This window comes from Harryflintia acetispora, assembly GCA_004340125.1.
In the GTDB taxonomy this organism is placed as follows: domain Bacteria; phylum Bacillota; class Clostridia; order Oscillospirales; family Ruminococcaceae; genus Harryflintia; species Harryflintia acetispora.
This window is the reverse complement of the sequence record SLUK01000005.1, coordinates 86,598-113,252: the sequence shown is the minus strand read 5'-3', so window position 1 is coordinate 113,252 and position 26,655 is coordinate 86,598. Positions and strand designations below refer to the sequence as shown.

Sequence of the window (26,655 nt, the reverse complement as noted above, 5' to 3'; positions counted from 1 at the left end):
GGGCCGGTTCTTTATGAACCGGCCCTTTCCTCATGATTGCTTTAAAAAGACGCGCAGGAAGGTGTCTCTGATTTCGGCCTCTCCAAACCGGCCGGGGGTGCGCAGAAATTGGTTGGCCCCGGCCCCCGGCCCCGTCCAGCGCCGGGCGGCTACCTGAGAGAGCTCTTCCCGGCTAAGGGGCGGCGGGGTGTAGGCGTTGAGCCGCCGGACCGCTTCCCCCAGTGCCTCGATCGTCCCGCCGCAGGCGCGCTCGTACCGGGCGGCCTTCTGGGGCAGCAGCTCCTTGGCGCGGGAGAGGTAGTCGGGCAGGAAGAAGGCGCAGGCCGTGCCGTGCGGGGCGCCGTACTCCTCGGTCAGATAGTAACCGAAGGCGTGGCAGTAGCAGGTGCCGATGTGGGCGATCACCATGCCGCCGAAGAGGGAGCCGTAGTAGAGATCCTCCCGCTGCTCCCAGGAGATGGGCCCGTCCTCACGCAGGGACGCCAGGACGGGGACTATGCGTTCCACCGCCGCGAGGGCGGCCGCGTCGGTCATCTCGTTGGCGGCCTTGGAGAAAAAACCTTCCGACGCGTGGGTCAGAGCGTCGAGCGCGGTGGAGACGGTATAGCGGTAGGGCAGGGACAGGGTGTATTTCGGGTCGCCAAAGACCACCCTTGCGTAGTTGCAGTCCGCGCCCACCGATTTTTTGCGCCCGGTCAGGTCGGAGGTCATCACGCTGTATTTGTTGATCTCGCTGCCGGTGCCGGCCGTGGTTCCCACCAGCACGATGGGCAGGGGAGGGTGCTCCCAGCGCTTTTGCACCGTATAGACCGAGTCCCCGGGCAGGTCGTTGCGCGCGAACACCGCCGCCATCTTGGCGCAGTCGAGGGCCGACCCGCCGCCGATCCCGACGACGAATCCGGCGCCCATCTCTGCCGCCAGCGCCCCGGCGCGCCGGGCGGTGGAGATCAGCGGGTTTGGCTCCACCTTGTCGAACAGCTCCCAAGCGATCCCCAGGCGCTTGAGCAGCGCGCAGACATCCTGGAGCGCCCCGGACGCCAGCGCCCCGTGCCGGCCGCTCACCAGCAGGCATCGCCGGCCCAGGGAGGAGAGGACCTCCCCCTTTTCGTTCACGCAGTCCTTCCCCGTCACCAGGCGGCAGGGGAGGTAGTAATCCATGTTTTTCATCGGTATCCTCCAATTCTTCACGGAAATGGAAAAAGTAACGCCTGGGGCGTTACTTTTTCCGCAGAGATAGGCTGAGATTGTATCCGGATCTTTATCAGGAAACACTGGTGTAGATGTCGGTGAACTTGTCGCACCAATTCTTCTTGTTCTCGATGGCTACCGATTCCTCGGCCTGGAGGGCGTTTACCTCGCCGTAGGGCTTGAGGATGGGGGAATCCGGCAGGTCGTTGCGGATGCCGCGGTTGTTGAGCTCGGTGACCATCATGGTCTGGGCCTCCTTGCCGGTGAGGAAATCGACGAACTTCTGCGCGTTTTCCATGTGCGGGGCGTTCTTGACGATACAGACGTTGGTGCCGCGGAAGATGACACCTTCCTCCATGTAGACCAGCTTGACGGGAGCGCCGGCCACCACATAGTCCGCGCCGCCGGTCTCATAGGTCAGCCCCACGGTGTACTCGCCGTCGGCCACGCCCTTATAGACCGCGGAGGAGCTGTTGAGCAGCTTGCCGTCCAGGTTTTCACAGAATTTCGTCACATAGTCCCAGGCTTCGTCGGTGTCGCCGCCGCCCATGGCGTAGAGCATGTTGACCAGGTGCTCCCAGCCGGAGGCGGTCTGCGCGGGATTAGCCGCCGCGATCTTGCCCTTGAGCGCTGGATTGAGCAGGTCTTCGTAGCCGTTGATCTCGATGTCGCCGATCAGGTTGGTGTTGACCATCAGTACGCTCGGCATCAGCGTCGCGCGGGTGATGCACTTTTCTGAATTTTTAAACTCGTCCGAAAGGACGAACTCCTCGTTGGGGCTGACGTAGTCCTCGAACAGCTCCATCTGGGGGGTGACGGTGGAAACCGTGCCCGCGAACAGGATGTCGCCCAAGGGGTTGTTGGTTTCGGATTCGATCCTCTTGAGCAGCTCGCCGGTGCCGGCCGCGATCAGGTCGACCTTGACGCCGGTCTCCTTCTCGAACTCTTCGATCAGCGGATCGAGGAACTCCAGCGTGTAGGCGCTGTAGACCACCACGGTGTTGTCGTCGCTCTTGGAGGCCGCGGGTGCGGCCTCGCCCGTACCGGCCTCAGCGCTGGCCTCGCCGCCGCTGGCGCTGGTGGTCCCGGAGCCGCCGCCGCTGCACGCCGCCAGGGTTAAAACAAGGGATGCAGACAGGATCCCCGCCAATACCTTCTTCATATTCATGCTTTTTCCTCCTTCACAATCTGGGTTCCTTGACAATTCCATTATAGCCGGGCGGGGAGGGCGCCACAATCCGAGAAATCTGTCAAAACATCTGAGAAACTGAACTCTTTTATTGAGGTCTTTAAAAAATGCGCATGCATCGCAGGTCCGCATAGCCGGCCCGGCACAAGCAAACGCCCCCGGCCTTCCAAAGCGGAAGGCCGGAGGCGTTTTATGAAGCGCAGTCGGATGGAGGGGTAAACGGTAAGTAGGCCGCCTGTAACCAGGCGGCAGAATTTAACAACCTTTGCGGAGCTTTAACAACCGCAGCCCCAGCTGCCGGAGCAACCACAGCCGCAGCCACTGGAACTGCCGCAACCGCAGCCGCAGCCACTGGAACTGCCGCAACCGCAGCCGCAGCCACCGGAACTGCCGCAGCCGCAACCGCAGCCGCTGGAACTGCCGCAGCCACAGCCGCAATTGCCCCAGGAGTTGCAGGAGCAACTCCCGCACAGGACGGTATCCGTCGCGATCACAGTATCCAGCGCGACGGAATCAGATTGACAACCACAGTTGCAGGCGCCGCACCCGTTATTCATCCAACACATTTTACATCCTCCATATCTGCGGGAGTGCCCCGCAGACTATCCTATGAAGGAGGGAAATAAAAGGTGTCAGCGGGTGGAGATGTCGCTGGCGTCCGCGATGATCTGATACCCCATCTTGTTTAAGCAGTTTTCAATTTTGTCATAGGAGGCGCCCGAGCTGTCGTAATCCACCGCGATCCGGTTGGTCTGCTCGTTCACGCTCACCGAGGAAACGCCGTGCAGCGTGTCGAGCTGGCGCTTGATCTGCCCGAGGTCGCGTTTCCCGTCCACGTTCTCCACCATGATCCATGCCGTTTCGTTCGCCATAAGATAACCTCCCGATTCATTTTGATCCCACATGGAGCGTTAAAACGCCCGTTATTATCCTTCCCGCTGCCTCGGCGGCGATACGAGGATTCGCTTGGCACAAAGCGCTTGCGGTGGAAAACAATTCGGTAAAATCAACAAAATTTTTTTCCAGAATAATATTGACTTGCGGTCAGTCAAATGATATACTGGCAACAGATTGGAGGGGAAGAGATGAGGATTACCAAGAAGCCCGACGAGCGGCGCGAGGAGATCGTGCAGGCGGCCAGGGAGCTCTTTGGGCAAAACGGCTTTGCCAAGACGACCATCAGCGACATCGCGCAAAGGATCGGGATCGCCAAGGGCCTCTTCTACTACTATTTCCGCACCAAGGATGAAGTGATGAACGCCGTGGTGGATGAATACATCTCGGAAACCTCCGAGGTGGTGCGGCATATCGTGGAACAGGATACCGATTTTTTAAAACGGATGAACCAGGTCGTTTTCACCATCATTGAATTCACCCAAAAGACCGAGACCGTGTTCGCCGAGCTCAAGGACTCCGACCGCTTTATGTTCCACCAAAGTATTTTGGAATACGCGGTGGAGCGCTTCCGCCAGCAGGTGGCGGGGCTGGTCGAGGAGGGCGTCGAGAAGGGGATCATCTGCTGCAAGCACCCCTACACCACGGTGGAAATCCTGTTTTACGGCTTCGGTATGCTCAATGTGAGCAACATGGAGCGCGAGCAGGTGATCGATATCGTCGGGCAGGCGCTCTGCGTGCGACAGGAGCAATAACTGGGAGGCCGGGACGGCCTTTTCTTTGGCGATAAATTTGACTTATGGTCAGTCAAATTTACAAAAAGTTTTGATTGCGTTTTCTTCCTTTTTATAGAAATCGACGGACGATCCGCGAAACATGGGGGATCGGGCCGCAGAAAAGAGGGGTTTTCGTTTGCTGAAAAAATTCGCGCACCTGCTGACGCGCAATTCGGTGGTGGTGCTGACCTTGGCGGTGCTGCTGCTGATCCCGAGCTTCATCGGGATCGTCAGCACCAACATCAACTATGACATCCTCAGCTACCTGCCGGACGACCTCGAGTCCACCCAGGGCGAGACCATATTGGAGGACACCTTCCAGAACGCGGCGACCTCCATGCTGGTGGTCGAGGGGATGCCGGCGCGTGATGTGGAAAAGCTCAAGGAGAAGATCGCCGACGTGCCGAACGTCTCGAATGCTTTGTGGATCAGCGACATGCTGGACATCAGCGTGCCCAAGGAGATCCTGCCGGACACGCTCAAGGACATCTTCTACAGCAGCAAGGCCGACTCCACCATGATGATCATCCAGTTTGATCATCCCGGCGCCTCGATCGAGACCATGACCGCCATCGACGACATCCGCGCGCTGTGCAATGAGCAGTGCTTCCTCAGCGGGTTTTCCATCTTTACAAGGGACATCGCCTCCCTGGTGGCCAGCGAGATGCCCACCTACACCATCCTGGCGGTGGTGCTCACCATCTTCGCCATGCTGCTGACCATGTCCTCCACCGTGCAGCCCTTTGTCTTCATCATCGGGATCGGGTTCGCGGTGCTTTACAACATGGGGACCAACGTCATTTTCGGTGAGATTTCCTATATCACCAACGCCATCGCGGCCATCCTGCAGCTGGGGGTCACCATCGACTATTCCATCTTCCTGATGGACCGCTACGACGAGGAGAAGCCGAAGTTTTCCGACCGGCGCGACGCGATGGCCAGCGCCGTGGTCAGCGCCTTCACCTCCCTGTCCGGCAGCTCGATGACCACGGTCGCCGGATTCATGGCCCTGTGCTTCATGCGCCTGGCGCTGGGCAAGGACATTGGCCTCGTGATGGCCAAGGGCGTCATCATCGGGATTCTGGTGGTGGTCGTGGTGCTGCCCTCGCTGGTGCTGCAGTTCGACAAGCTGATCCACCGCTGGCACCACCGCACCATCATCCCGGACTTCAGCCGGCTCAACAACTGGATCATCGACCACCGCAAGACCTTCACCGCGCTCTTCCTGGTGCTCTTCATCCCGGCGGTGATCCTGCAAAGCCGCACCGAGATTTACTACAACCTCGACCGGGCGCTGCCCGAGGACCTCGGGTCGATCGTGGCCACCGACAAGATGAAGGAGCAGTACAACATGGCCTCGACCCACTTCATCATCCTGGACGATTCGCTGCCGGCCAACGATCTGAGCGACATTGCGAAGAAGGTCGAGAAGGTACAGGGGATCGAGAGCGTGCTGGCCTTCAACAAATTTGTCGGGCCGGGCATCCCGGACGAATTCATCCCGCAGGAGATCAAGGACTTCTGCAAGAAGGACGGCAAGCAGATGATGATGGTCAATTCCAGCTACAAGGCGGCCACCGACGAGGAGAACGCCCAGATCGACGAGCTCTATGCGATCGTCAAGGCCTATGATCCCGATGCGCTCATCACCGGCGAGGGACCGCTGACCAAGGATCTGAGCGAAATCACCACGGTGGACATCAGCGTCACCAACGTCATCTCGATCCTGGCCATCCTCCTGATCGTCGCCATCTGCTTTAAATCCCTCACCGTGCCGGTGGTGCTGGTCGCGGCCATCGAGCTGTCCATCTTCATCAACCAGGGGATCCCCGCCCTCAGCGGGACGGTCATCCCCTTCATCTGCCCGATCGTCATCGGGTGCATCCAGCTGGGCGCCACGGTGGATTACGCCATCCTGATGACCACCCGCTTCCGCGAGGAGCTGCGGGCGGGACATGAGAGCGTCGAGGCGATGAAGATCGCCTCGAACGCGGCCGACCGCTCGATCATTACCAGCGCTTTGGGCTTCTTCTGCGCCAACTTCGGCGTGGCGATCGTCTCGAAGATCGAGATCATCCAGTCCATCTGCTCGATGCTCGCGCGCGGCGCGATCATCAGCGCACTGGTGAGCATCTTCATCCTGCCCTCGATCCTGCTGTGCTGTGAAAGGATTTTCGCTCGGACCACCAAGGATTGGCGCACCACCCCGAAGCCCCGCGCCTCCAGGCGGCGGGCGGATAAAAAGGCCCCGGCCGGGCTCCCGGAATCTGCGAATTAGTGCGAATTAGGAGGAATCAATCATGAGAAAAGCACCCTTAAAAGTGATTTGTGCGGGCATGGCGCTCCTGTTCGCAACCGTCAGCGTGGCCGCGGTGGCGGGCGTACCCGCCTCGGCCCCGGCGCCCTTGGCGCCCGTGAGCGCCGCCCCGGCCGTGAGTACGGCCGCAAAGGAGGCGACAATCGGCCTCTCCTGCAAGAAGACCGAGACGGTCTATGTCAACCTCGATCCCTCGGGCAAGCCCCGCGAGCAGATCGTCACCGACTGGCTGCACACCGACGAGGCGAACGTCACCGTCGAGGACCGCACCACCCTCGACGATGTGATCAACATCAAGAGCGTGGAGGGCCCGCAGCGCGACGGGAGCGCCCTCACCTGGAAGATGGACGGGACCGACCTGTACTACCGCGGCAAGGCCAGCGGGAAGCTGCCCGTCGAGCTGGAAATCTCCTATTCGCTCGACGGAAAGCGGATGAAGCCCGAGCAGATGGCCGGCCAGAGCGGCCGGGTGCAGATCGATTTAAAATTTCGCAATACCAACAGAAACACCGTTCGGATCGGCGGGAAGAACGTCACCATGTACACCCCGGCGATGGCCGTGGTCGCCATGACCCTGCCGGACGACAAGTTCTCGAACGTCTCGGTGTCAGATGGTACCGTGCAGACCGACGGCAACAACCAGGCAGTCGCCCTGATCGCCATGCCCGGTATGGAGCAGAACCTCGATCTTGAGCGCTACGACATCCCCGGCTTCGAGGACCTCGACTTCCCGGAGGAGTTCACCGTCACCGCCGACGTGACCGAGTTCGAGATGGGCCCGATCATGATCGTGATGACCACCGAAATCCCCGACCTCGACGAGATCGACGCGCAGCAGGACATCCGGGAGATGAAGGCGGATATGTACGACCTGCGCGACATGCAGAACAATCTCGACGCCGCCGACCCCAACCACCGCACCCGCTCCCTCTTCACCGATGAGCCGATCACCGAGGGCGCGCGCACGATGATCGACGACATCTTCGATTTCTATGACCTGGACACCGCGGTGCTCGACATCCTCCCGAAGTACATCACCGACGAAAACATCGACCTTTACGACCGCGTCTGGGAGGACATGGATAAGGTGGACATCGACGACCTGCTCGATTCCGACGCGATCAACGACATGATCCACCAGATGAGCAAGAAGAATATTGAGAAGATTCGCGACCTGCTCGACGACTATGACACCATCGAGGATTTGGACTGCAAGGACCTCGACAAGCTGTGCGACCAGGCGATCGAGATGCTCGACGCCATGCAGGACAACAAGGAGCAGGTCGAGACCTTCAAGGTGCTGCTGAAGTACAGCGATGCGATGGTAAACTTAGCAAAATCCCTGGATAACCCGGCGGTGGAACAGTACCTGACCCCGGAGAATATGAGGGTGGCCGTCAAGGCGGTGGCCGAAAACGAGATCAACAAGCTGGCGCTGATGATCCCGCAGAGCGGGACGATCGACCCCGGCGTGCAGAGCGCCATCCTTTCCCAGATCAAGCCCTACGTCAGCGCCCAGGAGTATGCGGCCCTCGAGGCGCTGCTCTCAAGCGACATGGGCGCTTCCCAGGGCAGCCGCGACAGCTCCGTTCCCGCAGAGCTGACCATCGGCTCGGAGGAGCGGGGTACCATCCGCCGCTCATCGAACACCTCGCCGGTGGACCATTCCTTCTGGGACGGCTACGACGAAGAAGATGAGGAGGACGAAGAAGACGGGGACCTGACCGTCGGTGAGAGCGGGGAGGAACATGCGAGCCACCGCGCCGCCCGCAGCGTAACGCTCGCTTCCGGCGGCCCGACCAATTACCAGACTTTGATGGGCATTTTGCAGAGCAAGCGGGACACTATCGCCGGGCAGAAGGCCGACGAGGTCATGGCGCAGCTGACCCCGGCGCTGCAAAGTATAAGCCAGCTCAAGGGCGCGATCGTCGGGGAGCTGGGCGGCGCCGAGAAGGCCAAGGAGCGCCTGCAGAAGGCCGCGGCCTTCACCGAGGCGCTGCTGCCCAAGGTGCATGAGATCGTGGACACCGCCGAGAAGCTCTCCGACCGGATCGGCGGACCCGAGAGCCGGCAGCTGCAATACCTGTTGGGGGAAATGCGCGACATGCTCGACGATTTGGACGAGAACCGCGACAACATCAAGGCCCTGCAGCGGGTGATGCGCGAATACGACTCGGATAAGTTCCAGGATTTCCGCGACAACTACGGCAGCCTCAAGCAGAGCTTTAATGACGCGCGGCCCATCCTGCGCGACCTGCGCCGCGATCTCGACGATCCGGCGATGGACAAGAGCCTGCACGAGAGCCCAAAGACGGTGGATGTGCTGCTCAACATGAAAAACGACCTGCTCGCCAACCGCAACGTCAGCGAAATCCTGCGCGACGCGGTGGCCCCGCAGAGCTCAAACCTGATGGCCAGCGTCTTCAACCTCTTCGACGTGCTGCAGGACAAGGGCGCGGTGGACAAATATACCGGTCAGGTCGAGGACCTCGACGAGCTCATCGAGCGCAGGGACGCCCTGGTGGACCTGGCCGACGCTTACCGCATCTACACCGACGCGCCGGAGTACATGGACACCGACCTGAAGTTCATCATGAAGACCGACGAGATCAAAATCCCTGAGGTGGAGGAAGCCCCCGCCCCGGTACAGGAGAAAAAGGGCTTTGGCGAATGGATCAAGGGCCTGCTTAAAAAATAATTTGAAGAATGAAAAGCGGCGCCCTCCAATTTTTGGAGGGCGCCGCTTTGCCATTTAATTGACCGCTAGAAACGCTTTCTTGCAGTCCAAATTCCCCTGAAAGCTGGACTGTCGATCGAACGCGGCTTCTAATCGGCCCTGTTTTTTCTAATTATATCCTATTTTGCCAGCTCTTTCAAGGGGATTCGCGCTTTTGCGGCGGATTCCCGGCGGGGCGGAGACCGGCAGAAAGCGTTTCTTGCGGTCAATTATGGGGAGTTGGAACCGGTGAAAAAACAGATGGCGGTATGCGCGCTGATCCTTTTATTCATAGTAACGCTTAGTCCCGTGGTTCTGGCGGCGGGAGCCGAGGTAAACGTGGAGGCGGGCGAGGCCTGCGACTATGGGGTGGACATCCCCTTCACACCCTCCCCGCGCGCCGCACGGTATACCTTCGAGGTGTTCGACGAGGAAGGAGCCCAGGATTCTCTGATGCGCGCCCAGGTGACGGTGAGCGGGGAAGGCGAGCAGCGCGTCTATCTCCCGCTGGCGGTGGACCCCGAGGGGGCGCACCGCTATACCCTCCAGGTCACCGCCCATCCCGCCTCGGAGCGGGTGGGGCTGGACACGGCGGCCACGGTGCGCACCCCCTTTACCACCTCTCCCTCCTGCGGCTGCGCGGCGGGGACCGCCGGCGCGTTCTACGCCGGGGCGGGCACCGAAGGAAGCCCGTGGCGGGTGACGAACCAGGCGCAGCTCGCGCACATCCACAGCGCGCACCTCGCCGGCGGACACTCTTTTTTGCAGGTGCGGGACATCCGGCTCGACGGGAGCTGGGGCGGGATCGGCACCGACATCAAGAGCTTTACCGGCCGGTACGACGGCGGGTACCATACAATTACGTTCCCGAATCAAACGCTTTCCAGCGGGCTCTTTATCTATGTTGTTGATTCCACGATCACTTCGTTGGGGATTGAAAATGCCGCGATCAGCTCCTCCGCTGCCCGGGGAGCGCTGGCCGCGGTTTGCATGGGAAACACGCGGATTACGGACTGCTATGCACTGAACTCCACCGTCTATGGATACGCCGCGGGCGGGCTTGTCGGCACGGCGGAAAAGGGCAGTGTCCTGGAAAACTGCTATGTCCTGGGCCCGCGCCTGAACGCCGACTGGGAGACGGGGGGACTGATCGGCCGAATCAACAGTGGCGGGCTCGACCTGAGCGGCTGCTACGCCATCCCCGCATCGGGCGGCTCGCCCCGGCGCGGCAGCTTCGCCCTGGCCGGCAACACCTCCTATCCCGGAACAGGCGGGAATATCTACAACAGCTATTGGTGCAATTCCCCGATTTCGGCCGGGGTCGGCGGCAGCGTCAACGACGGAGGCGGCTACGGCACGCCCCCGACGCTGCACGCCCCTTCCAAGGGGCTGGCGCTCGGGGACTTCTCCTTGCTGGACAACTTGAATTTTGACAGCGGGCTCTGGGAAATCCGCACCCTGACCTTCAACACCGCCGGCGGCAGCGTGAGCCAGCCGGTGCCGGTGCTCAAAGGCTTCTACGGCGATTGACACCGGCTAGCCCCTGTGCTACAGTGAAGAAAATGTGAAGTGCCAAGGGGAGGAAATAGCCATGCCCAGACGCCTGCTGCCCATCGTAACCGGTATGCTGCTGTGCATACTTTCACTGACCGCCGCTGGCGCGGCGCTCGCCGTCCCCGACGAGGAGGACGTGCGGACGGCCTTTGTCTTCGGGGACTTCGTGAAATACGAGGTCACCGACCCGCAGGACGTCGAGCGGATTTTTACAGAGCTCCAGGAGATCGACGACCTGACGGCGCCCAATGAGCAGTACGCCTTCGCGGCCGGCGGGGTCCCGCGGGGCGTGCTGTTCGAGCTTAAGGATGGGAAGACGGTTTGCTACGAGGTGTGGGGCGACAACCGCATCCAACGAGAGGGCAGCGCTTCCCCCGCCATTCTGAGCGGGAAGCTCGGCACCCTGCGAGGGCTGATCGAGGAGCTGAGCCAGAAATACCAGCCGGACGTCGAGCCGTTTCTGCTCGCTTCCCCCGGTGAAATCCCCGCGCCGGGCCAGGCGGACGGGGGAACGCTCCATCTTTACGACAACCCGACCAAGAGCTACGCCCCCGTCAAGGGCGGCAGGCTGACCCGGCTGATCGGGGCGTTGGCGGCGCTGGACGGCGCCGGCCGCCCGGCCGGGCCGGACGAGCTGGGCGCCGCCCTCGCCTCTCCCGACGGGATGGCGGTCTACGACGGGGAGATCAAGCTGGAATATGAGTTCTACGAAAAGGGGATTCTCATCAAAACCCACGTCAACCGCTACAACTTCGGGCAGGAGCCCTTTCGCAGCGATATGGGGATTCCGGACAGGGCCTACGTCTTTTCGGGGGAGGGCTACCGCGCGCTGAGGAACCTTCTGCGCGAGGATATGAAGGAGCTGCCGAAGGGCGACTACTGGCTGGGGATGATGCGCTATTATAAGCTACGGGGCGGGGCGGGGATGCCGCCGGCCTTCTCGCTGCACAATTACCTCACCGGCTACCGGCGCGAATCCGACGCGAACGAGGGGATCATCTTCTCCGACCTCAAGGCGCTGCAAATCGAGCCGGAGAGCTACCAAAAGATTACCGGTCAGGTGCTGCTGTCCGAGCCCGAGCTCGCCATAGAGATCCGCTTCGAGGGCGGGATCGTCTACACGGTGAGCATGAACCAATCTTATTTGCAGGTGCACTCCAGCGATGTGGGCTATGCCGTGCGCCACCGCTTCGCCGCCGGCTCCCCGGGCTATGGGCGGCTGCTCGAGATCGCGAGTGAAGCGCAGCGGTATGCCGATGTGCGCCAAAACCCCGGCACCTGAAATCCCCGGCGGGCCGTGTAGGATCCTATTTGGGCCGTTTACAGAAGAGCGAGCCGAGCCCGTTCCCGAGCAGAGAGACGATCCCGTAGCCGACGGAATACATCCAGGCGGAAGGATTGTAGTAGAGGAAGATGGACGGCACGAATAAAACCGCCACGGCGAGCGCAAACAGGGGATGAAACCCATGCCTGCCCCCGTAGGCGGCGGCGCAGGCAAAACAGAGCAAGGGGATCACCACCAGCATGAGGAGCATGGCGCTCCCGGTGTCCCGGATCAGCAGCGGGAGGATGTAAAAGTCAATTGCCATTGCCAGCAGGAACGGGAGCATTTTTTTGACTGTATCCATGGGCCCTCCTTCATTGATTTTGAATTTGCTCGACAATCAGCCTTGTGTTCTCTTCAATGGGCTTTGTCCCATCGACCCGGATGACGGGGTAGCGGATGCCGTCTACCCATTCTTCGACTTCCTTCCCGGCTCTGGATTCGACGAACGCAAAGAAGCCTTCCTCCCGCTCATGTAAATCCCCGCCCGGCAGCATTCGATCGCCGAATTTCTCAAAAGAACGTTGTTTAACCCGCTGTACCCGAATGTTTTTGGGAACGTCAATCAATACGGCATAGTGAAAGCAGGAGGAAATGGATTCCCTGTAATCCCCCTTTACGCAGGTGAAGATGAAATTTTCATGCGCGTTCACCTCGCTAAAAAGGAGCTTTTCCACTTCTTCGCGGGTGCGGGGAGAGGCGTAGACATCACGGGGGTCTGTCCCGGGAAAATAGAGCTCTTCAATATCAATCAGATGAAAATGCAGTTTTTCTGCCAGGGCTTTCCCCAGCGTGCTCTTCCCGGCGCCGTTTAAGCCGCATAGGATAATACCTGTTCCCATCAGTCTTTCTCCATCAATTCTTAATTTGTAGAGTGCGCGTTCTCCCTGAAAGGCAAACATAGCCTTTTTATAACAATATCATATCAAATGGTTCTTCTCAAGGCGGTTTCGTGAAAACGCCGGAGCCGGCCTATACAAAACATACGTTGCAGCGTGCTCGCCGCCTTGACTTGGGGATAGCGGTTTGGTATACTGGTAGAGTTAAGGGCGGATTTCTTCCAACGGAGGTTTTTCAGATGTCTGGACATTCCAAATGGAGCACAATCAAACGCAAAAAGGAGAAGACCGACGGCGCGCGCGCCAAGGTCTTTACCAAGATAAGCCGCGAGATCATCGTGGCCGTGCGCGAGGGCGGCGGGGACCCCAATAACAATTCCAAGCTGCGCGACCTGATCTCCAAGGCCAAGTCGAACAACATCCCCAACGACAACATCGACCGGCTGATCAAGAAGGCGGTGGGCGACGGGGACAAGAACAACTACGAATCCATCGTCTATGAGGGGTATGGGCCGAGCGGCGTCGCCGTGATGGTGGACGCGCTGACCGACAACCGCAACCGCACCGCGGGGGACCTGCGCCATTACTTCGACAAGTTCGGCGGCAACCTCGGCCAGAACGGCTGCGTCTCCTTCCTGTTTGAGCGCAAGGGCCTGGTGATCGTCAACAACGAGGAGGGCGGGATCTCGGAGGAAAAGTTCATGGAGGACCTGATGGAGACCCCGGCGGGCGACTACGAGTTCGATGACGACGTCATCGAGGTCTACACCGACCCGGACGACCTGAGCGCGGTGCGCGAGGGGCTCGAAGGGAAGGGCTACCGTCTCGAGAGCGCCGAGGTGGAGTACATCGCCACCACCGAGACCAAGCTGGAGGACGAGGAGGACGTTCAGAAGATGGAGCGCCTGCTCGAGATGCTCGAGGACAACGACGACGTGCAGAACGTCTGGCATTCCTGCTCGAACGTCGACTGATACTGAAATTTTGCCCCGCCCCCTGCCTAGGCAGGGGGCGGGGCTTTTGGCATCTGCGGGGCCGCCTTCTTGAAACGCGGGTCGAAACATGGTATGATCGTTCTGAAAATTGCGAAAAATGTGGAAAAAAGTTGTACGGATTCGAGGTGGTTGCCCATGGAACGCAAAACCATGCGCCTGCGCCAGCAGATGCTTTTGCTGATCGCGGTGCCGCTGATCCTGGTGGTGCTGCTCGTCTCGCTGGTCATCACCGCCGAGTACCGGCGCACCATCACCGACGAGCTGGTCTCGGTGCGAAAGCAGGCGGTGGAGCAGATCGCCGAAATCTTCAATACCAAGATGGCGCAGATCTATTCCATCGTCACCCTGATCAGCGAGGATGAGCAGCTTTCCTACTACTTTTCGCAGTCCCACCTGAGCCAGGAGGATTACAACTATTCGCAGAGCTACCTCTTCAAATCTTTAGCGGACAAGTACATCCTCTACCTCGGGAACCCCTATATCCAGTTTAACCTGTTGCTGATGGGCCGCGACCACCTCTCCTACAGCTCGCTGGCCGACCCGCAATTTGACTACGATGTCTACAAGGAGCTGCACGGCTACGGTGAGTCGCTGGGCAGCGGCGGGCGGATCGTGGTGGGCTGTGCCTTTGAGGATACGCGCAACGCCGAAATCTATGCGCGCAGCATGCAGGAAAACGTGGTTATCCCCTTCTTCCGCAGCGTGCAGAACCCGAACACCAACCGCTCGCGGGGCGTGGTGGTGGTCAACGTCCCCCACAGCGTGATCCTGGACTCCTACCGCTACCTCAGCAGCGGCAACAGCTACAGCCGGGTCTATGTCGTCTCCCGGGAGGGGGACGTCGTCTCGGCGCAGGAGAGCGCCCTGCTCGGCGGCAATGTGCTGGATCGGGAGGGGATGGAGGAAATCGTCGGCGCGAAGGAGGCGGGCTACTCGCTCGGGAAGGAGAGGCTGCTGCTCTATTCGCCCGTCAACAACGGGCGCTGGATGCTCATCGAGGAGGTGGACCTGCGCGGATACCTGCGCCCGGTGCAGACGCTGCAGCGCGCGATCCTTTTGATCCTCGCGCTGGCGGTGCTGGCGGGGGCGGCCATCTCCTTTTTCGGCGCGCGCAGCCTGGCGCGGCCGATCGGAGAGCTGAGCGGGCGGATGAGGCGGGTGCGCGGCGGGCAGTTCGAGCTGGACGGCACCCCCTATAAGACCCGGGAGCTTCTGAGCCTGCGGGACAGCTTTAACCAGATGCAGCTGGGCCTGCGCGCCCTGATGGAGCAGGTGCGTGCGGAGGAGCAGATCAAGCGCAGGCTCGAGCTGGCGGTTCTCCAGGCGCAAATTAACCCGCATTTCCTCTACAACAGCATGTTCTCGATCCGCTGCGTGGCCGCCATGCAGGGCAATGAGAAGGTGGCCGCCATGCTCGATTTCCTCATCCGGCTGCTCCGAAATTCGATCGGCAGCACGGGGGAGTCGATCACGGTGCGCGAGGAGGTCGCCTATCTGAAAGACTATCTCAAATTGCGCCAGATGGGCTTCTCCACCCCGTTTGAGGTCGAGTGGGCGGTGGAGGAGGAGCTGCTGGAGCGGCACATCCCGCGCATGCTGCTCCAGCCGCTGGTGGAAAACGCCGTCAACCACGGGATCAAGCCGGCCGGCCGCCCCTGCACCCTGCATATCGAGGCGAGGCGGGAGGGGGAGGACATTCTCTTTTCGGTCTCGGACGACGGGGTGGGGATGAATGACGCGAAGGTGCGCGAGGTGCTCTCGGGGCTCAGCGAGGAGCGCGGGGGCTTCTCGAAGGTCGGGCTCTATAACGTCAACGAGCGCCTGGTCTTAAACTACGGCGCGGACTATGCACTGCAAATTGTCAGCGGGGAGCAGGAGGGCGCCACCATCCTGCTGCGCGTGCCGCTGCGGGACAAAGATTTTTTGCAAAGGGGGGAGAGCGGTGCACCTGCGGGTATTGATCGCGGATGACGAGCTGCCTATCCGGCAGTGGATGGCCTTTTGCCTGCGCGGCAGCGGGCTGGACTGCGAGCTGGTGGGGGAGGCCGAGAACGGCGCCCAGGCGCTCGAGCTTTTCAGGCAGACTTTGCCGGACGTGGTGATCACCGACATCGTCATGCCGCTGATGGACGGGTTGGATTTTATCAGCGAGGCGCGAAAGCTAGGGCCCGACTGTTGCTTTGTGGTGATGACCTGCCATGAGGATTTCCGCTACGCCTACCGGGCGATCGAGCAGAGCGTCTTCCGGTACATCGTCAAGTACCAGACCGGGGAGAAGGAGCTCATCGCCATCTTGCGGGAGCTCGACGAAAAGCTGACGACCCAGCGCCAGTTGGCCGGGATGGCCCATTCCTACCGGCACCTGAAGCAGGAGCGGGTAATCCGGGAGCTGCTGGAAAGCGAGGGCGGCGCGGACGCGCGGCAGCTCGGGCTGCAAAACAGCTCTTTTGTCGCGGCGGCCCTGGCGGGGCCGGGGATCCGGGACGAGGACAAAATCGCCGGGGTGTGCGGGGAGTGGATGTCAGCCTTTTCCCTTTACCGCGATGGGGAGCAGCTGCTGGTCTTCGGGAACCTCGAGGAGAGCCCGAGCAGGCTGATCTCCCTCTCCAACCTCCACAGCTTCGCAAGCGGGCTGCTCGCCTGCGGGGAGCTGGACGTGGGGGTGAGCGATATTTTCTCGGGCGCGGCCCCGCTGCAGCTCGCCGCGCGCCAGGCGAGGGAGGCGCTCGACGGCTGCTTCTTTGCAGGCGGCTACAAGGCGCGGCTCTATTATGAATCCCCGAAGGGGGTGGACCGTGCGCTCGAACAGGCCGCGGAGCGCCTGGGCGAGGCAATCCGCCAGGGGCGCGAGGCGCAGTTTTTGCCCCTCTTTGAGTCTCTGCTGCAAGCCGGGGAACATGCGACGAGGTGCGGCTCGCAGAGCTACCGCGAAACGGTGCAAAACCTCTTGTCCCAGCTCTCCTATTACGCGGCCGCTAAGGAGGTCGGGGGAGGACTCTCACAGCAGGAGCTGCGCGCCGGGCTGCAAAAGGAGAGCAAGGTGCAAGGCTTCAATAAGCGCTCGCGCGCGGCGGCAGAGGCCCTCGTTTCCCGGCTGCGGGAGGAGGGCGGCGCCGATACGGTGGCGCAGGTCAAGCGTTATGTGCGCCAGAACTTCGGGGCGGCGCTGAGCCTCGATTCGATCGCCGAGGCGGTGCACCTCAACCCCTCCTATCTGAGCAGCCTGTTTAAGCAAAAGACGGGGGAGAATTTGAGCACCTATCTCACGGCGGTCAGGCTGCAGGAGGCCGAGCGGCTGATCACATCCACCTCCCTGCGGCTGAGCGAGGTGGCAAAACGGGTGGGCTACCCCAACGCCAGCTATTTTTCTCACATTTATAAAAAGTATAAAGGGGTCAGCCCCGCGGCGCTGCGCGCGGGCCCTCCAAGGGAATGACAGCCGGGCCGGACAGGGTTTCTGCCCGGCTTTTGTTATTTTTGGATTTTTGTTTGTTTTTTTGGTTCGGGCTGCGGCGCCCGGACAAAGACACAAACAGAACGACAAGGAATCCAAACAGCGTTTCTTTTTTGCCATGTTGCCGGCCGGTATAATAAAGGTACGATAAGACGCGGGACATATGAAGAGGGAAATAGTTTGAAGGGGAACTTTCAAACACAGGGTTTTGTGCCTATGCCGCTGAACGGAACCGGCACGAAACGTCCAGAAAGGAAGGGGTATTAAAATGAAACGAACAATCGGTTTACTCTGTGCGCTCCTGACCTTGTTTACCGCCGTACTGCCCGGATGCGCGTCCAAGGAGGGGAGCGCCGCGCAAAAGCCTTCGGGCCAGCCGGCCGCGGGCTCACAGGAGGCGGCCCCGGCCCAGAAGGTCAAGCTCACCTTTTTAAAGGGCGGCACCCAGCCGATGGACCGCGAATACTGGAGCGACTACATCGGGCGCTACCAGCAGGAGCATCCCGAAATCACCATCGAGTACAGCGAGGCGACCTGGAGCGACTTCGACACCAAGGTGAACGTCGCGCTGGCCGCGGGCGCGCCGCCCGATATCGTGGGCGAGCGGCTGGGCGGGATCGCCGTGCGGGGCAACGCCAAGCAGTACGTCGACTTGAACCCTTACATCGACGGGCTGCCGGACAAGGACGACTTCATGCCCTCGATGATGGACCTCGGCAACTATGAGGGCGCGCAGATCGCCTTCCCGGTCTATCCCGGACCGATCCTCTTCGTCTACAACAAGGAGCACTTTAAGGAGGCCGGGCTCGATCCCGAGCAGCCGCCCGAGACCTGGGAAGAGATGCTCTCCGCCGCCGAGCGCCTGACCGTCAAGGAGGGCGACATCGTTAAGCGGGCGGGATTTTTGCTCACCCCGGACAACGACTGGATCGTCTGCCCCATCATGCGGCAAAACGGGGTGGACTTCGCGGATGAAAACGGCGATCCCAACTGGAACGTGCCCGAGATGGTCGAGGCGCTCGACTTCATCAAAGAGCTCTCGCAGTATTCCATCACCGTCACCTCCCAGCAGGAGAGCCAGACCCCGCCCTTCATGGACGGCACGGCCTCGATGTCGGTGCTCTCGCCGTCCTCGATCTCCCAGTTCATCAGCGAGCACCCCGAGCAGAAGGAGAACATCGGCGTGTTCTATCCCAAGAAGGCGCGCCAGTCGGTCTGGAGCGGCTGCGAATTTTTATCCATCACCACCGACAGCAAGAACCATGACGCGGCCTGGGACTTCATCGGCCAGTCCGTCACCTCGGACGAGATGTGGACGCGCTATGAGAAGGCCAACTTCCCGGTGGTGCGCCAGTCGCTGAAGGACAAGTATATCGACGCCGACCCGGTCCTCAACTCGGCGATCTACAACAGCATGTCGATCGGCAAGGGCGCCGAGAAGACGCTCTGGTGGCTCAGCGGGCTCAAGTACATCCTCAACGCTTCCACCGAGGTGGTCTATAACCAGAAGACCTCGCAGGAGGCGCTGGATTCCAACTATCAGCAGTTCTTAGAGGCGATCCAGTAAAATCCATAGGAAAGGGAGGCGGGGCAAATGCGCCACGAGCCGAAGCGGCCGCGCGGCCGCCGGATCGACTGGGCGGGCTACGCCATGCTGCTGCCCAGTTACACCATCTACTTTGTCTTCACCCTGCTGCCGCTTTGCTGCACGATTGTTTACAGCCTGACCGATTTCGACGGCTTCTCGGCTATGAACTTTGTCGGACTGTCCAACTTCTCGCGGCTGCTGCGGGACGGCATCTTTCTGCGGGCCGCCCAAAATACTTTGGTCTATGCGCTCTTCACCATCCTGCCGCCCATCGCCATCGGGCTGCTGCTGGCGGTGACGGTGAACGGCCGGCTGCTCTTCAACCGCTTTTGCCGCGCGGCCTTCTACCTGCCCTATGTGGTGTCGATGGTGGCGGCGGCCACGGTGTGGTACTGGATGTACGACCCGTCGAGCGGGCTGTTCAATATGATCCTCTCGGCCTTGGGGCTGGAGCCGCGCAACTGGCTCTTTGAGCCGGGGACGGCGCTCGCCTGTGTGATCGTGATGTCCATCTGGAAGATCGTGGGATATAACATGATCATCTACCTCGCGGGGCTGCAATCCATCCCGGGCGAGCTCTACGAGGCGGCCAAGATCGACGGGGCCGGCGGTGTGCAGCGGTTTTTAAAGATCACCGTGCCGCTGCTGCGCTCCACCACCTTCTTTTTGTTCGTGATGGCCTGCATCAGCTCCTTAAACGTCTTCGAGCAGGTTTCGGTGATGACCGGCGGGGGCCCCGCCAACGCCACCACCACCATCGTCCACCAGATTTACCAGGCGGCCTTCCAGCAGTATGAGATGGGCTACGCCTCGGCAATGGCGGTGCTGCTGGTCGCGGTGACCATGCTGATCACCCTGCTCAACTTCCGCTATGGCAACGCCGCCGACGCGGCGGACATGTAAAAGTGAACGCTTTCAAGCTCATAAAATTGCGCCTTGCCGGAACCGGCACAATTCTTGGAAAGGAGGAGACGGTCAAAATGAACAATATCTGGAATCGTCTCGGCTTCCTGAACGCGCGCGAATTTTGCTCCTATCTGCTGCGCTCGGCCGTCATCCTGCTGCTGGCGTTATGCACCCTGCTGCCGCTGGCGATGATGGTGCTGACCTCTTTGAAAACCGGGAGCGAGGTCAGCGGCATGGGCTTTCGGCTGCTGCCCGCCTCGCCCCGGTTCCAAAACTATGTCGAGGTGCTCACCGGGTCGAACTGGCCGCTTTATATCCTGAACTCGGTCATCGTCACGGTGCTGACCACCGTCATCAGCCTTGTCTTCAACCTCCTGGCGGGCTACGCCTTCGCGCGGCTGCGCTTCCCGCTGCGAAAGCCCCTCTTTTACTCGGTGCTGCTCGGGCTGATGGTCCCCATGCAGGTCAACCTGGTGCCGGTCTTCATCCTGATCAAGTCGGTGCCGCTCATAGGCGGGAACAACCTGCTCGGGCAAGGGGGCACGGGAGCGATCAACACGCTGCTGGGCATCATGCTGCCGAGCCTGGCGGGGGCCTTCGGGATCTTCCTGGCCCGGCAGTTCTACCTGGGTTTTCCCCGCGCGCTGGACGAGGCGGCCAAGATGGACGGGGCGGGGGCGTGGAGGATTTTCGCCTCCATCTACCTGCCGCTTTCAAAGCCCCTGCTCGCCAGCCTCGGCGTCATCAAAATCACCACCGTCTGGAACGACTATCTCTGGCCGCTGGTGATCACCTATTCCGAAGGGGTGCGCACCGTCCAGCTCGCGCTCGGGCTTTACAAGGACGCGATGGTGCGCTGGGAGCTGCTGATGGCGGCCGCAACCATCGTGGTGCTTCCGCTGGCCGTGGTCTTCCTCTGCGCGCAGCGCTTCTTTGTCGAGGGGATCGTCACCAGCGGGATCAAAGAGTAGGAGGAAGCCATGAAACCGAATATCCTGTTTATCCTGACCGACGACCAGCGCTTCGACACCATCCACGCGCTGGGCAACGGGCAGATCAAGACGCCCAATTTGGACCGGCTGGTGCGCGAGGGCACCGCCTTTACAGGTGCGCACATCCCCTCGGGCACGGTGGGGGCGGTCTGTATGCCCAGCCGGGCTATGCTCAACTCCGGCCGCACGCTCTACCACCTGTGCGACGAGGGGGCCGAGATCCCGCCCTCGCACAAGACGCTGCCCGAGACGCTGCGTGAAAACGGCTACACCACCTGCGGGATCGGAAAGTGGCACAACGGCCCGGGCTCCTATGCGCGCAGCTTCTGCGACGGGGCGGAAATCTTTTTCGGCGGGATGTGGGACCACTGGAACGTGCCGACCTACGAATTCGATCCCAGCGGGAAATATGACAAGATGGCCCGCGCCTCGATCAGCGCCTGCTACGATAATTCCACCTCGCTGCACCGCGCCACCCACATCACGCTCGGGCGCCACTCGACCGACCTGTTTAGCGAGCGGGCGATGGATTGGCTGCGCGGCTACGAAGGGGAGGACCCCTTCTACCTCTACCTCTCGTTCATGGCGCCGCACGACCCGCGCACCATGCCGGAGGAGTTCCAGCACATGTACGACCCGAAGGACATCCCGCTGCCGCCGAACTTCGCCGGCATGCACTTCGACTTCGGGGTGTACGACATGCGGGACGAAATCCTGGCCAGGTATCCCCGCCAGGAGGACGAGGTGCGCCGGCATATCGCCGACTACTACGCGATGATCAGCCATCTCGACTGGCGGATCGGGCAGGTGCTCGACTGCCTGCGCGAGAAGGGGATGTATGAAAACACCATTATCGTCTTTTCCGGGGACAACGGTCTGGCGATCGGGCAGCACGGGCTGATGGGCAAGCAGAACTGCTACGACCATTCGATCCGGGTGCCGCTCATTTTCGCGGGACCCGGGATCCCGAGGGGGCAGGTGCGCGACGGCTACCTCTACCTGCTGGATGTCTTCCCGACGCTCTGCACCCTTTCCGGCTGCGAAATCCCCGGATCGGTCGAGGGGCGGGACTTCTCGCGCATGTTATATGACCCGGAGGCGGCGGTCCGCGACACCCTCTATGCCGGCTATGCCGACAAGATCCGCTGCGTCAAGGACAAGCGGTATAAGCTGATCGAATACCGCTACAGGAAGGCGCGGATCGTCTCGGAGCAGGGCGAGGGCGAGGGGCGCGAGGGGCTGCTTGTCGAGACCACCCCCATGACCCAGCTCTTCGATCTGCAAGCCGACCCCTATGAGACGGTGAACCTGGCCGAGCGGCCGGGCTGCCGGGGAGAGGTGGAGCGCCTGCGGGAAGAGATGAAGCGCTTTCGTGACGAGTGGGGGGAGCTTGCGCACCCCTGCGGCCAGCGCTTTTGGGAAAACTTTTAAAGTAAAAAAACAAGCGGAGTGCGATCGTTTACGCACTCCGCTTGTTCTATCAATTTATCAGTGCTCCTTGCAGGCCAGCTTTTCCACCTCGAGTTTGAAGACGCACACCGAGCCGAGCGCCGCGTCGGGAAAGTCCCAATCGTTCTTCCCGGTGTAGTGCAGCATGATGGTCTGCAGGGCCGCCCGCTTTTCTTCCGGTTCCCCGATGATTGCGACCCGCCCCGTACCGACGACGCTCTGATAGCGCGCGGAGTGCTGGCAGGCCGTGCCCGCCTCGATGAGCGCATAGCCGGTGTCCAGCTCGAAGCCGGCATGCTGCGTTTGGGCGATCAGGTCGATTTTGCGCCCTTCCCTGGCCCCGTGGAAATAGAAGATGCGCTTGCCGTCCTTCTCCTCATACCCGAAATTGAGCGGTATGATGTACACCTCGCCGCCATCGCAGAATCCCAGCCGGCAGCAGTGGCAGGACAAAATGATCTCCCTGATCCTGTTGCGCTCAGAAATTTCCCGGTCTTTGCGTCTCATCCATATCCTCCTTTTATCTTTTCCTGATCCGCGCCGCCTCACGAAGCCCCGGCAGGGCGTGGGAGAGGAACATCTCATAGCTCTCGCAGAAATAGTTGAGCCCCAGCCGCCCGTCTAAGGCCGGCTCGCATTCCCGCCGGCAGCCGCCCCGGCAGAGGGGGTACCAGCGGCAGGCGGCGCATTTCGGGTCCTTGCGGCGGGAGAGCGCGATGAAGCCGCTCTCCTGCCGCCGCCGCTCGATCGTCTCGAAGCTGTCGTCGCACAGGTTCCCGAGCCGCCACTCGTCCAGCGCGTAGAAGTCGCAGGGATAGACTCCGCCGTCCGCCTCGATGAGCAGCTGGGGCGAGCATTCGCCGCACAGCCCGCAGCTCTCGGGAAATTCGCCCGCCAGCAGCCCCAGAAGATTTTCAAAATAGCGGATGTAGACGTATTCCCCCCGCATGAGGTCCCGGAGCCACAGGTCGAACAGCGCGCAGAGGAACTCGCCGTAGAGCCGGGGCGTCAGGGAGTAGGGATGCCCGCCCGGCGCCTCCCCGAGCGGGTCGAGGCAGGGGATGTACTGCTGGTAGCGAAAGCCGCTGCGCCCATAGAAGCCGTAGATTTTCCCGGCCTGCCTGGCCACGTCGGCCGTCACGACGGTGAGCAGGTTGAAGGGCACCCCGCCGCTTTGCAGCCGCTGCGCCGCCGCGAGCACCTTTTGAAAGGTGCCGCCGCCGTTTGGCGCGAGCCGGTAGCGGTCGTGGCTCTCCTTGGTCCCGTCCAGCGAGAGGCCCACGAGGAAGCCGTTCGTCTTGAGAAAGCCGGTCCAATCCCGGTCCAGCAAGATACCGTTTGTCTGGATGGCGTGGTAGATGGGCAGCCCCCTCCGGTTATAGAGCCGCTCGTATTCGATCAGGTCCCGGTAGAAGGGGAGACCCGCCAGGGTGGGCTCGCCCCCCTGGAAGACGAAGGTGCAGCTGCCGTGAGCACTTTCCAGAGCGCGGCGCACGATGGCGCGCAGGGTCTCGCGCGGCATGATCCCGTAGGAGGGCACCTCGCGCTTTTCCGCCTCGTCGGCATAAAAGCAGTAGCCGCAGCGCAGGTTGCATCCCCCCGATGCGGGCTTGATCAGCAAGCTGACGTCCTTCATCTTTTCTCTTCCTCTTTCGGCCGTGTTTTACCCCTCCACTATACCACGAACGAAAATCGTAAGTGGTATAATTGGCCGTGCAGCGGAAGCGCCGACAGACGCGGATCGCTGCGGCCGTTTAAATGTATAATAGCCACGCTGTGGCTATTATATCATGCCGCGCCCCGGCGCACAAGGAAAAGACAGGGCGAGGGCCGGTTTACAGGAAGGCGGAAAAACGGTATACTTGCTATAAACCATCGGAAAGGGAATGATTGCTTGACGATAGAAACCATCCTGCTCATCTGCCTGCTGGCGGTGAGCGCCGCCGCGCTGGTTGTTTCGATCCTTGCCCTGCGTCGGGGGAGGGGAGACGGCTACAGCCGCCAGCTCGAGGCGGGGCAGCGCGAGCTGCGGCAGGAGCTTCTCTCAAGTGTGCAGGGCTCGGTTCAGTCTCTCGGCGAGCTGGTCGCCGCCAACCAGCGCACCGCCGCCGAGGCGCAAAACGAGCGTCTCGCCGCCTTTGAGCGCAGCCTTGCCGCCCGCCAGGAAGCGCTGCAAAGCTCGCTGCAATCCCTTGGCGAGCTGATCGCGGCGACCCAGAGCCGTACCGCCCAGCTGCAAAACGACAGGTTCGGCGAGATTGACGGGCACCTGCTGCAAAAGCAGGACGCCCTCGCCCGGGCGTTGGCGCTGCAATTTCACCAGTTCGAGGAGCGCTTCGGGACCTTTTCGCTGGAGAACGCCCAGCGCCTCGAGGAAATCCGCGCTTCGGTGGAAAAGCGGCTAAGCTACCTGCAGGAGGACAACAACCGCAAGCTCGATGAAATGCGCCGTTTGGTGGACGAAAAGCTGCAAAAGACCCTGGAGGAACGGGTGACCCGTTCCTTCCAGCTGGTTAGCGAGAAGCTGCAGGAGGTTTACCAGGGGCTCGGGGAGATGAGGAACCTGGCCGTGGGGGTGGGGGACCTCAAAAAGGTGCTCAGCAACGTCAAGACCCGCGGGATTTTGGGGGAGGTGCAGCTCGGGGCGATTCTGGAGGAAATCCTCGCGCCGGGGCAGTATGCGCGCAACGTGGCCACCCGGCATGACGGGAAGAACTATGTGGAATACGCCGTCAAGCTGCCCGCCGAGGACGGCGGGCATATCTGGCTGCCGATCGACTCCAAGTTCCCCGCCGACGCCTATGCCGAGCTGCGCGAGAGCTATGAAAACGGCACTCCCGAGCAGGTGAACGCGGCCCTCTCGGTGCTGCAAAGCCGGATCAAATCCTTTGCTAAGGACATCCGGGACAAGTACATCGACCCGCCCTACACCACCGAATTCGGGATCATGTTCCTCCCCTTCGAGGGGCTGTATGCCGAGGTGGTCAGCCGCGGGATGGTCGAAACCCTGCAGCATGAATACAAGGTGAACGTCGCGGGACCCAGCACCATGGCGGCGCTGCTCAACAGCTTACAGATGGGCTTTCGCACCTTCGCCATCCAGCAGCGCAGCGGCGAGGTGTGGAAGGTGCTGGGCGCTGTCAAGACCGAGTTCGACAAGTTTGGCGGGGTGCTGCTGGCCACCCAGAAGCGGCTCGAGCAGGCCAACCACGAGCTCGACCAGCTCGTCGGGGTTCGCACCCGCCAGATCCAGCGCACGCTAAAGGACGTTACCTCCTTGCAGGAGGACCAGGCGGGCCAGGTCTTCGCCCGGCTGCCCGAGGAGGAAGCGACTGCGGCGATGGCGGAGGAATAAGGGAAAACCCCCGGCAGGCCAAAGCCTGCCGGGGGTTTTGTCGTCTTTGGATGTCGCTTACTGAGCGGCAGAAGAGGAATCCGCGGCGGAAGAGCTCTCAGCCTCGGAGGAAGCGGCCTCAGAGGAGGAAGCCTCAGAAGAAGCGGCTTCGGAAGAGGAGGTCTCAGCCTCGGAGGAAGCGGCGGCATCCTCTGCCGGGACGGTGGCGTCGGCGGCAGGAGCGGTCTCGGTCTCGGCGGGCTCGACAGCCGGGGTCTCAGCCGGGGCAGCCTCGGCCGGAGTGGTCACGGCGGCCGGGGTGGTCTCGACAACGCCGCCCTTGGTCACGTTGACAACCCAGGTGGTCTCGTCGATCACGTTGTCGTCCTTGTCGAAGAAGCGGATGGCAACCTCGGTGGTGCCTCTGCCGGTCGCTTTCAGGCGGACCTGGCCGTTCTCGTCGGGCGTGGTGTCATTGACTGCGGCCACGAAGCGGTTGGCCGGATAGACCTCGGCGCGCACGGCGGCGCCGCCGAGCTTGACGGTGATCATATCGATCCCGCCGACGGTGTCGAGGGCCTCAAAGCTCTCGTCAAACACGCCGTACTCGGCAACCTTGATCTTCCAGCTGCCGACGTTGCGGAAGGTGGTGGTGCTGTCCTTGAGCTTAAAGCAGCTGCCGTCGAAGCGCACGGTCAGGTTGTCCTTCTTCTCGAAGGGCTTGTTAAGCTCGACGTAGACGGTGGTCTTGCCGTTTTCCTCGTCGTTCACCATGGTCACGTTCTCGCTCTGTACGTCGATCTTATCATACAGATTGCTGTCGTAGTCGCGGGTGATGACGATGTTGCCCTCGCCCTTGACGACGTCGCTTCTGTCGAAGACGATCTTTAAGGGATTGTTGCCCTGCATGACCAGCTCGCCGCCGTTGCTGGCGGGGGTCATGACCGCGTTGCCGAAGTAGATGGTGTTCGCCTTGGCGCTGCCCGACGCAAACGCGGTCAGGGAGCCGAGGCTCAGGGTAAGAGCCGCCGCGAGCACGACTGCCAAAGATTTGGATTTCATGCTTCTCATGGGAATCTCCTCCAATAATTTTGGTTTTATACGGTGTTTCCGTACGCCCTCATCTTACCCCTAAATTTG

22 protein-coding genes are annotated in these 26,655 nt (G+C 61.2%); 13 read left to right on the top strand and 9 right to left on the bottom strand.

The window, feature by feature from the left end; genetic code table 11:
• Positions 1–30: 30 nt before the first annotated feature.
• The 4 genes from EDD78_RS07155 to EDD78_RS07140 form a co-directional block, all read right to left on the bottom strand.
• The gene (locus tag EDD78_RS07155; protein ID WP_132084469.1) at positions 31–1,167 is read right to left on the bottom strand and encodes an iron-containing alcohol dehydrogenase; all 1,137 of its coding nucleotides are present in this window, start codon (positions 1,165–1,167) and stop codon (positions 31–33) included.
• A 94-nt stretch (positions 1,168–1,261) separates the two neighbouring features.
• Positions 1,262–2,356, bottom strand: coding sequence for an ABC transporter substrate-binding protein (locus tag EDD78_RS07150; protein WP_132084468.1), 1,095 nt, complete (start codon positions 2,354–2,356; stop codon positions 1,262–1,264).
• 276 nt (positions 2,357–2,632) lie between these two features.
• Positions 2,633–2,848, bottom strand: a complete 216-nt coding sequence (locus EDD78_RS07145) for a hypothetical protein (RefSeq protein ID WP_165873141.1) — start codon at positions 2,846–2,848, stop codon at positions 2,633–2,635.
• Positions 2,849–3,009: 161 nt separating this feature from the next.
• A complete protein-coding gene (locus EDD78_RS07140) occupies positions 3,010–3,249 on the bottom strand; it encodes a heavy-metal-associated domain-containing protein (RefSeq protein ID WP_079699680.1) in 240 nt (79 codons plus the stop codon).
• Positions 3,250–3,462: 213 nt separating this feature from the next.
• Here EDD78_RS07140 and EDD78_RS07135 point away from each other — a divergent pair, with 213 nt between their 5' ends.
• The 5 genes from EDD78_RS07135 (at position 3,463) to EDD78_RS07115 (ending at position 11,916) form a co-directional block, all read left to right on the top strand.
• Positions 3,463–4,026, top strand: coding sequence for a TetR/AcrR family transcriptional regulator (locus EDD78_RS07135; protein WP_159449010.1), 564 nt, complete (start codon positions 3,463–3,465; stop codon positions 4,024–4,026).
• A gap of 157 nt (positions 4,027–4,183) precedes the next feature.
• Positions 4,184–6,325 carry an efflux RND transporter permease subunit gene (locus tag EDD78_RS07130; RefSeq protein ID WP_286170787.1) on the top strand — a complete coding sequence of 714 codons (2,142 nt, stop codon included), beginning with the start codon at positions 4,184–4,186 and terminating at the stop codon, positions 6,323–6,325.
• Between the two features lie 22 nt (positions 6,326–6,347).
• Positions 6,348–9,062, top strand: coding sequence for a hypothetical protein (locus tag EDD78_RS07125; protein WP_132084466.1), 2,715 nt, complete (start codon positions 6,348–6,350; stop codon positions 9,060–9,062).
• A 267-nt stretch (positions 9,063–9,329) separates the two neighbouring features.
• Positions 9,330–10,610 (top strand): hypothetical protein, encoded by a 1,281-nt coding sequence (locus EDD78_RS07120; RefSeq protein WP_132084465.1) that lies wholly within the window; start codon positions 9,330–9,332, stop codon positions 10,608–10,610.
• Positions 10,611–10,671: 61 nt separating this feature from the next.
• Complete coding sequence (locus EDD78_RS07115; protein WP_132084464.1) at positions 10,672–11,916, top strand: hypothetical protein; 1,245 nt, start codon at positions 10,672–10,674, stop codon at positions 11,914–11,916.
• 25 nt (positions 11,917–11,941) lie between these two features.
• On the opposite strand, the gene EDD78_RS07110 is transcribed toward EDD78_RS07115, so the two are convergent.
• Together EDD78_RS07110 and EDD78_RS07105 are read right to left on the bottom strand one after the other, a co-directional pair.
• Complete coding sequence (locus EDD78_RS07110) at positions 11,942–12,262, bottom strand: DUF2651 family protein (RefSeq protein ID WP_079699674.1); 321 nt, start codon at positions 12,260–12,262, stop codon at positions 11,942–11,944.
• 10 nt (positions 12,263–12,272) lie between these two features.
• Complete coding sequence (locus EDD78_RS07105) at positions 12,273–12,800, bottom strand: AAA family ATPase (RefSeq protein ID WP_132084535.1); 528 nt, start codon at positions 12,798–12,800, stop codon at positions 12,273–12,275.
• Positions 12,801–13,036: 236 nt separating this feature from the next.
• Here EDD78_RS07105 and EDD78_RS07100 point away from each other — a divergent pair, with 236 nt between their 5' ends.
• From EDD78_RS07100 to EDD78_RS07070, 7 genes are all read left to right on the top strand, one after another.
• Positions 13,037–13,771 carry a YebC/PmpR family DNA-binding transcriptional regulator gene (locus tag EDD78_RS07100; RefSeq protein ID WP_079699673.1) on the top strand — a complete coding sequence of 245 codons (735 nt, stop codon included), beginning with the start codon at positions 13,037–13,039 and terminating at the stop codon, positions 13,769–13,771.
• Between the two features lie 156 nt (positions 13,772–13,927).
• Entirely contained in the window at positions 13,928–15,763 is a 1,836-nt protein-coding gene (locus EDD78_RS07095; protein WP_165873140.1) for a sensor histidine kinase, read from the top strand.
• Entirely contained in the window at positions 15,735–17,228 is a 1,494-nt protein-coding gene (locus EDD78_RS07090; protein WP_165873139.1) for a response regulator transcription factor, read from the top strand. The genes EDD78_RS07095 and EDD78_RS07090 overlap by 29 nt, the downstream gene beginning before the upstream one ends.
• Before the next feature lie 286 nt (positions 17,229–17,514).
• On the top strand, positions 17,515–18,813 hold the full coding sequence (locus EDD78_RS07085; RefSeq protein ID WP_132084461.1) for an ABC transporter substrate-binding protein: 1,299 nt from the start codon (positions 17,515–17,517) through the stop codon (positions 18,811–18,813).
• A 27-nt stretch (positions 18,814–18,840) separates the two neighbouring features.
• On the top strand, positions 18,841–19,737 hold the full coding sequence (locus EDD78_RS07080; protein WP_132084460.1) for a carbohydrate ABC transporter permease: 897 nt from the start codon (positions 18,841–18,843) through the stop codon (positions 19,735–19,737).
• Positions 19,738–19,814: 77 nt separating this feature from the next.
• Positions 19,815–20,711, top strand: a complete 897-nt coding sequence (locus EDD78_RS07075; RefSeq protein WP_132084459.1) for a carbohydrate ABC transporter permease — start codon at positions 19,815–19,817, stop codon at positions 20,709–20,711.
• 9 nt (positions 20,712–20,720) lie between these two features.
• Positions 20,721–22,163, top strand: coding sequence for a sulfatase family protein (locus tag EDD78_RS07070; protein WP_132084458.1), 1,443 nt, complete (start codon positions 20,721–20,723; stop codon positions 22,161–22,163).
• Between the two features lie 57 nt (positions 22,164–22,220).
• Here EDD78_RS07070 and EDD78_RS07065 read toward each other — a convergent pair whose 3' ends face one another.
• Together EDD78_RS07065 and EDD78_RS07060 are read right to left on the bottom strand one after the other, a co-directional pair.
• Positions 22,221–22,688: a pyridoxamine 5'-phosphate oxidase family protein gene (locus tag EDD78_RS07065; protein WP_132084457.1), complete on the bottom strand. Its 468-nt coding sequence runs from the start codon at positions 22,686–22,688 to the stop codon at positions 22,221–22,223.
• Between the two features lie 13 nt (positions 22,689–22,701).
• On the bottom strand, positions 22,702–23,817 hold the full coding sequence (locus EDD78_RS07060; protein ID WP_132084456.1) for an anaerobic sulfatase maturase: 1,116 nt from the start codon (positions 23,815–23,817) through the stop codon (positions 22,702–22,704).
• A gap of 258 nt (positions 23,818–24,075) precedes the next feature.
• Between EDD78_RS07060 and EDD78_RS14195 the strand changes: the two genes are divergently transcribed.
• The gene (locus EDD78_RS14195; protein ID WP_286170781.1) at positions 24,076–25,536 is read left to right on the top strand and encodes a DNA recombination protein RmuC; all 1,461 of its coding nucleotides are present in this window, start codon (positions 24,076–24,078) and stop codon (positions 25,534–25,536) included.
• A 57-nt stretch (positions 25,537–25,593) separates the two neighbouring features.
• Here the strand turns inward: EDD78_RS14195 and EDD78_RS07050 are convergent, their stop codons facing one another.
• On the bottom strand, positions 25,594–26,586 hold the full coding sequence (locus tag EDD78_RS07050; RefSeq protein WP_079699664.1) for a hypothetical protein: 993 nt from the start codon (positions 26,584–26,586) through the stop codon (positions 25,594–25,596).
• Positions 26,587–26,655: the final 69 nt, after the last annotated feature.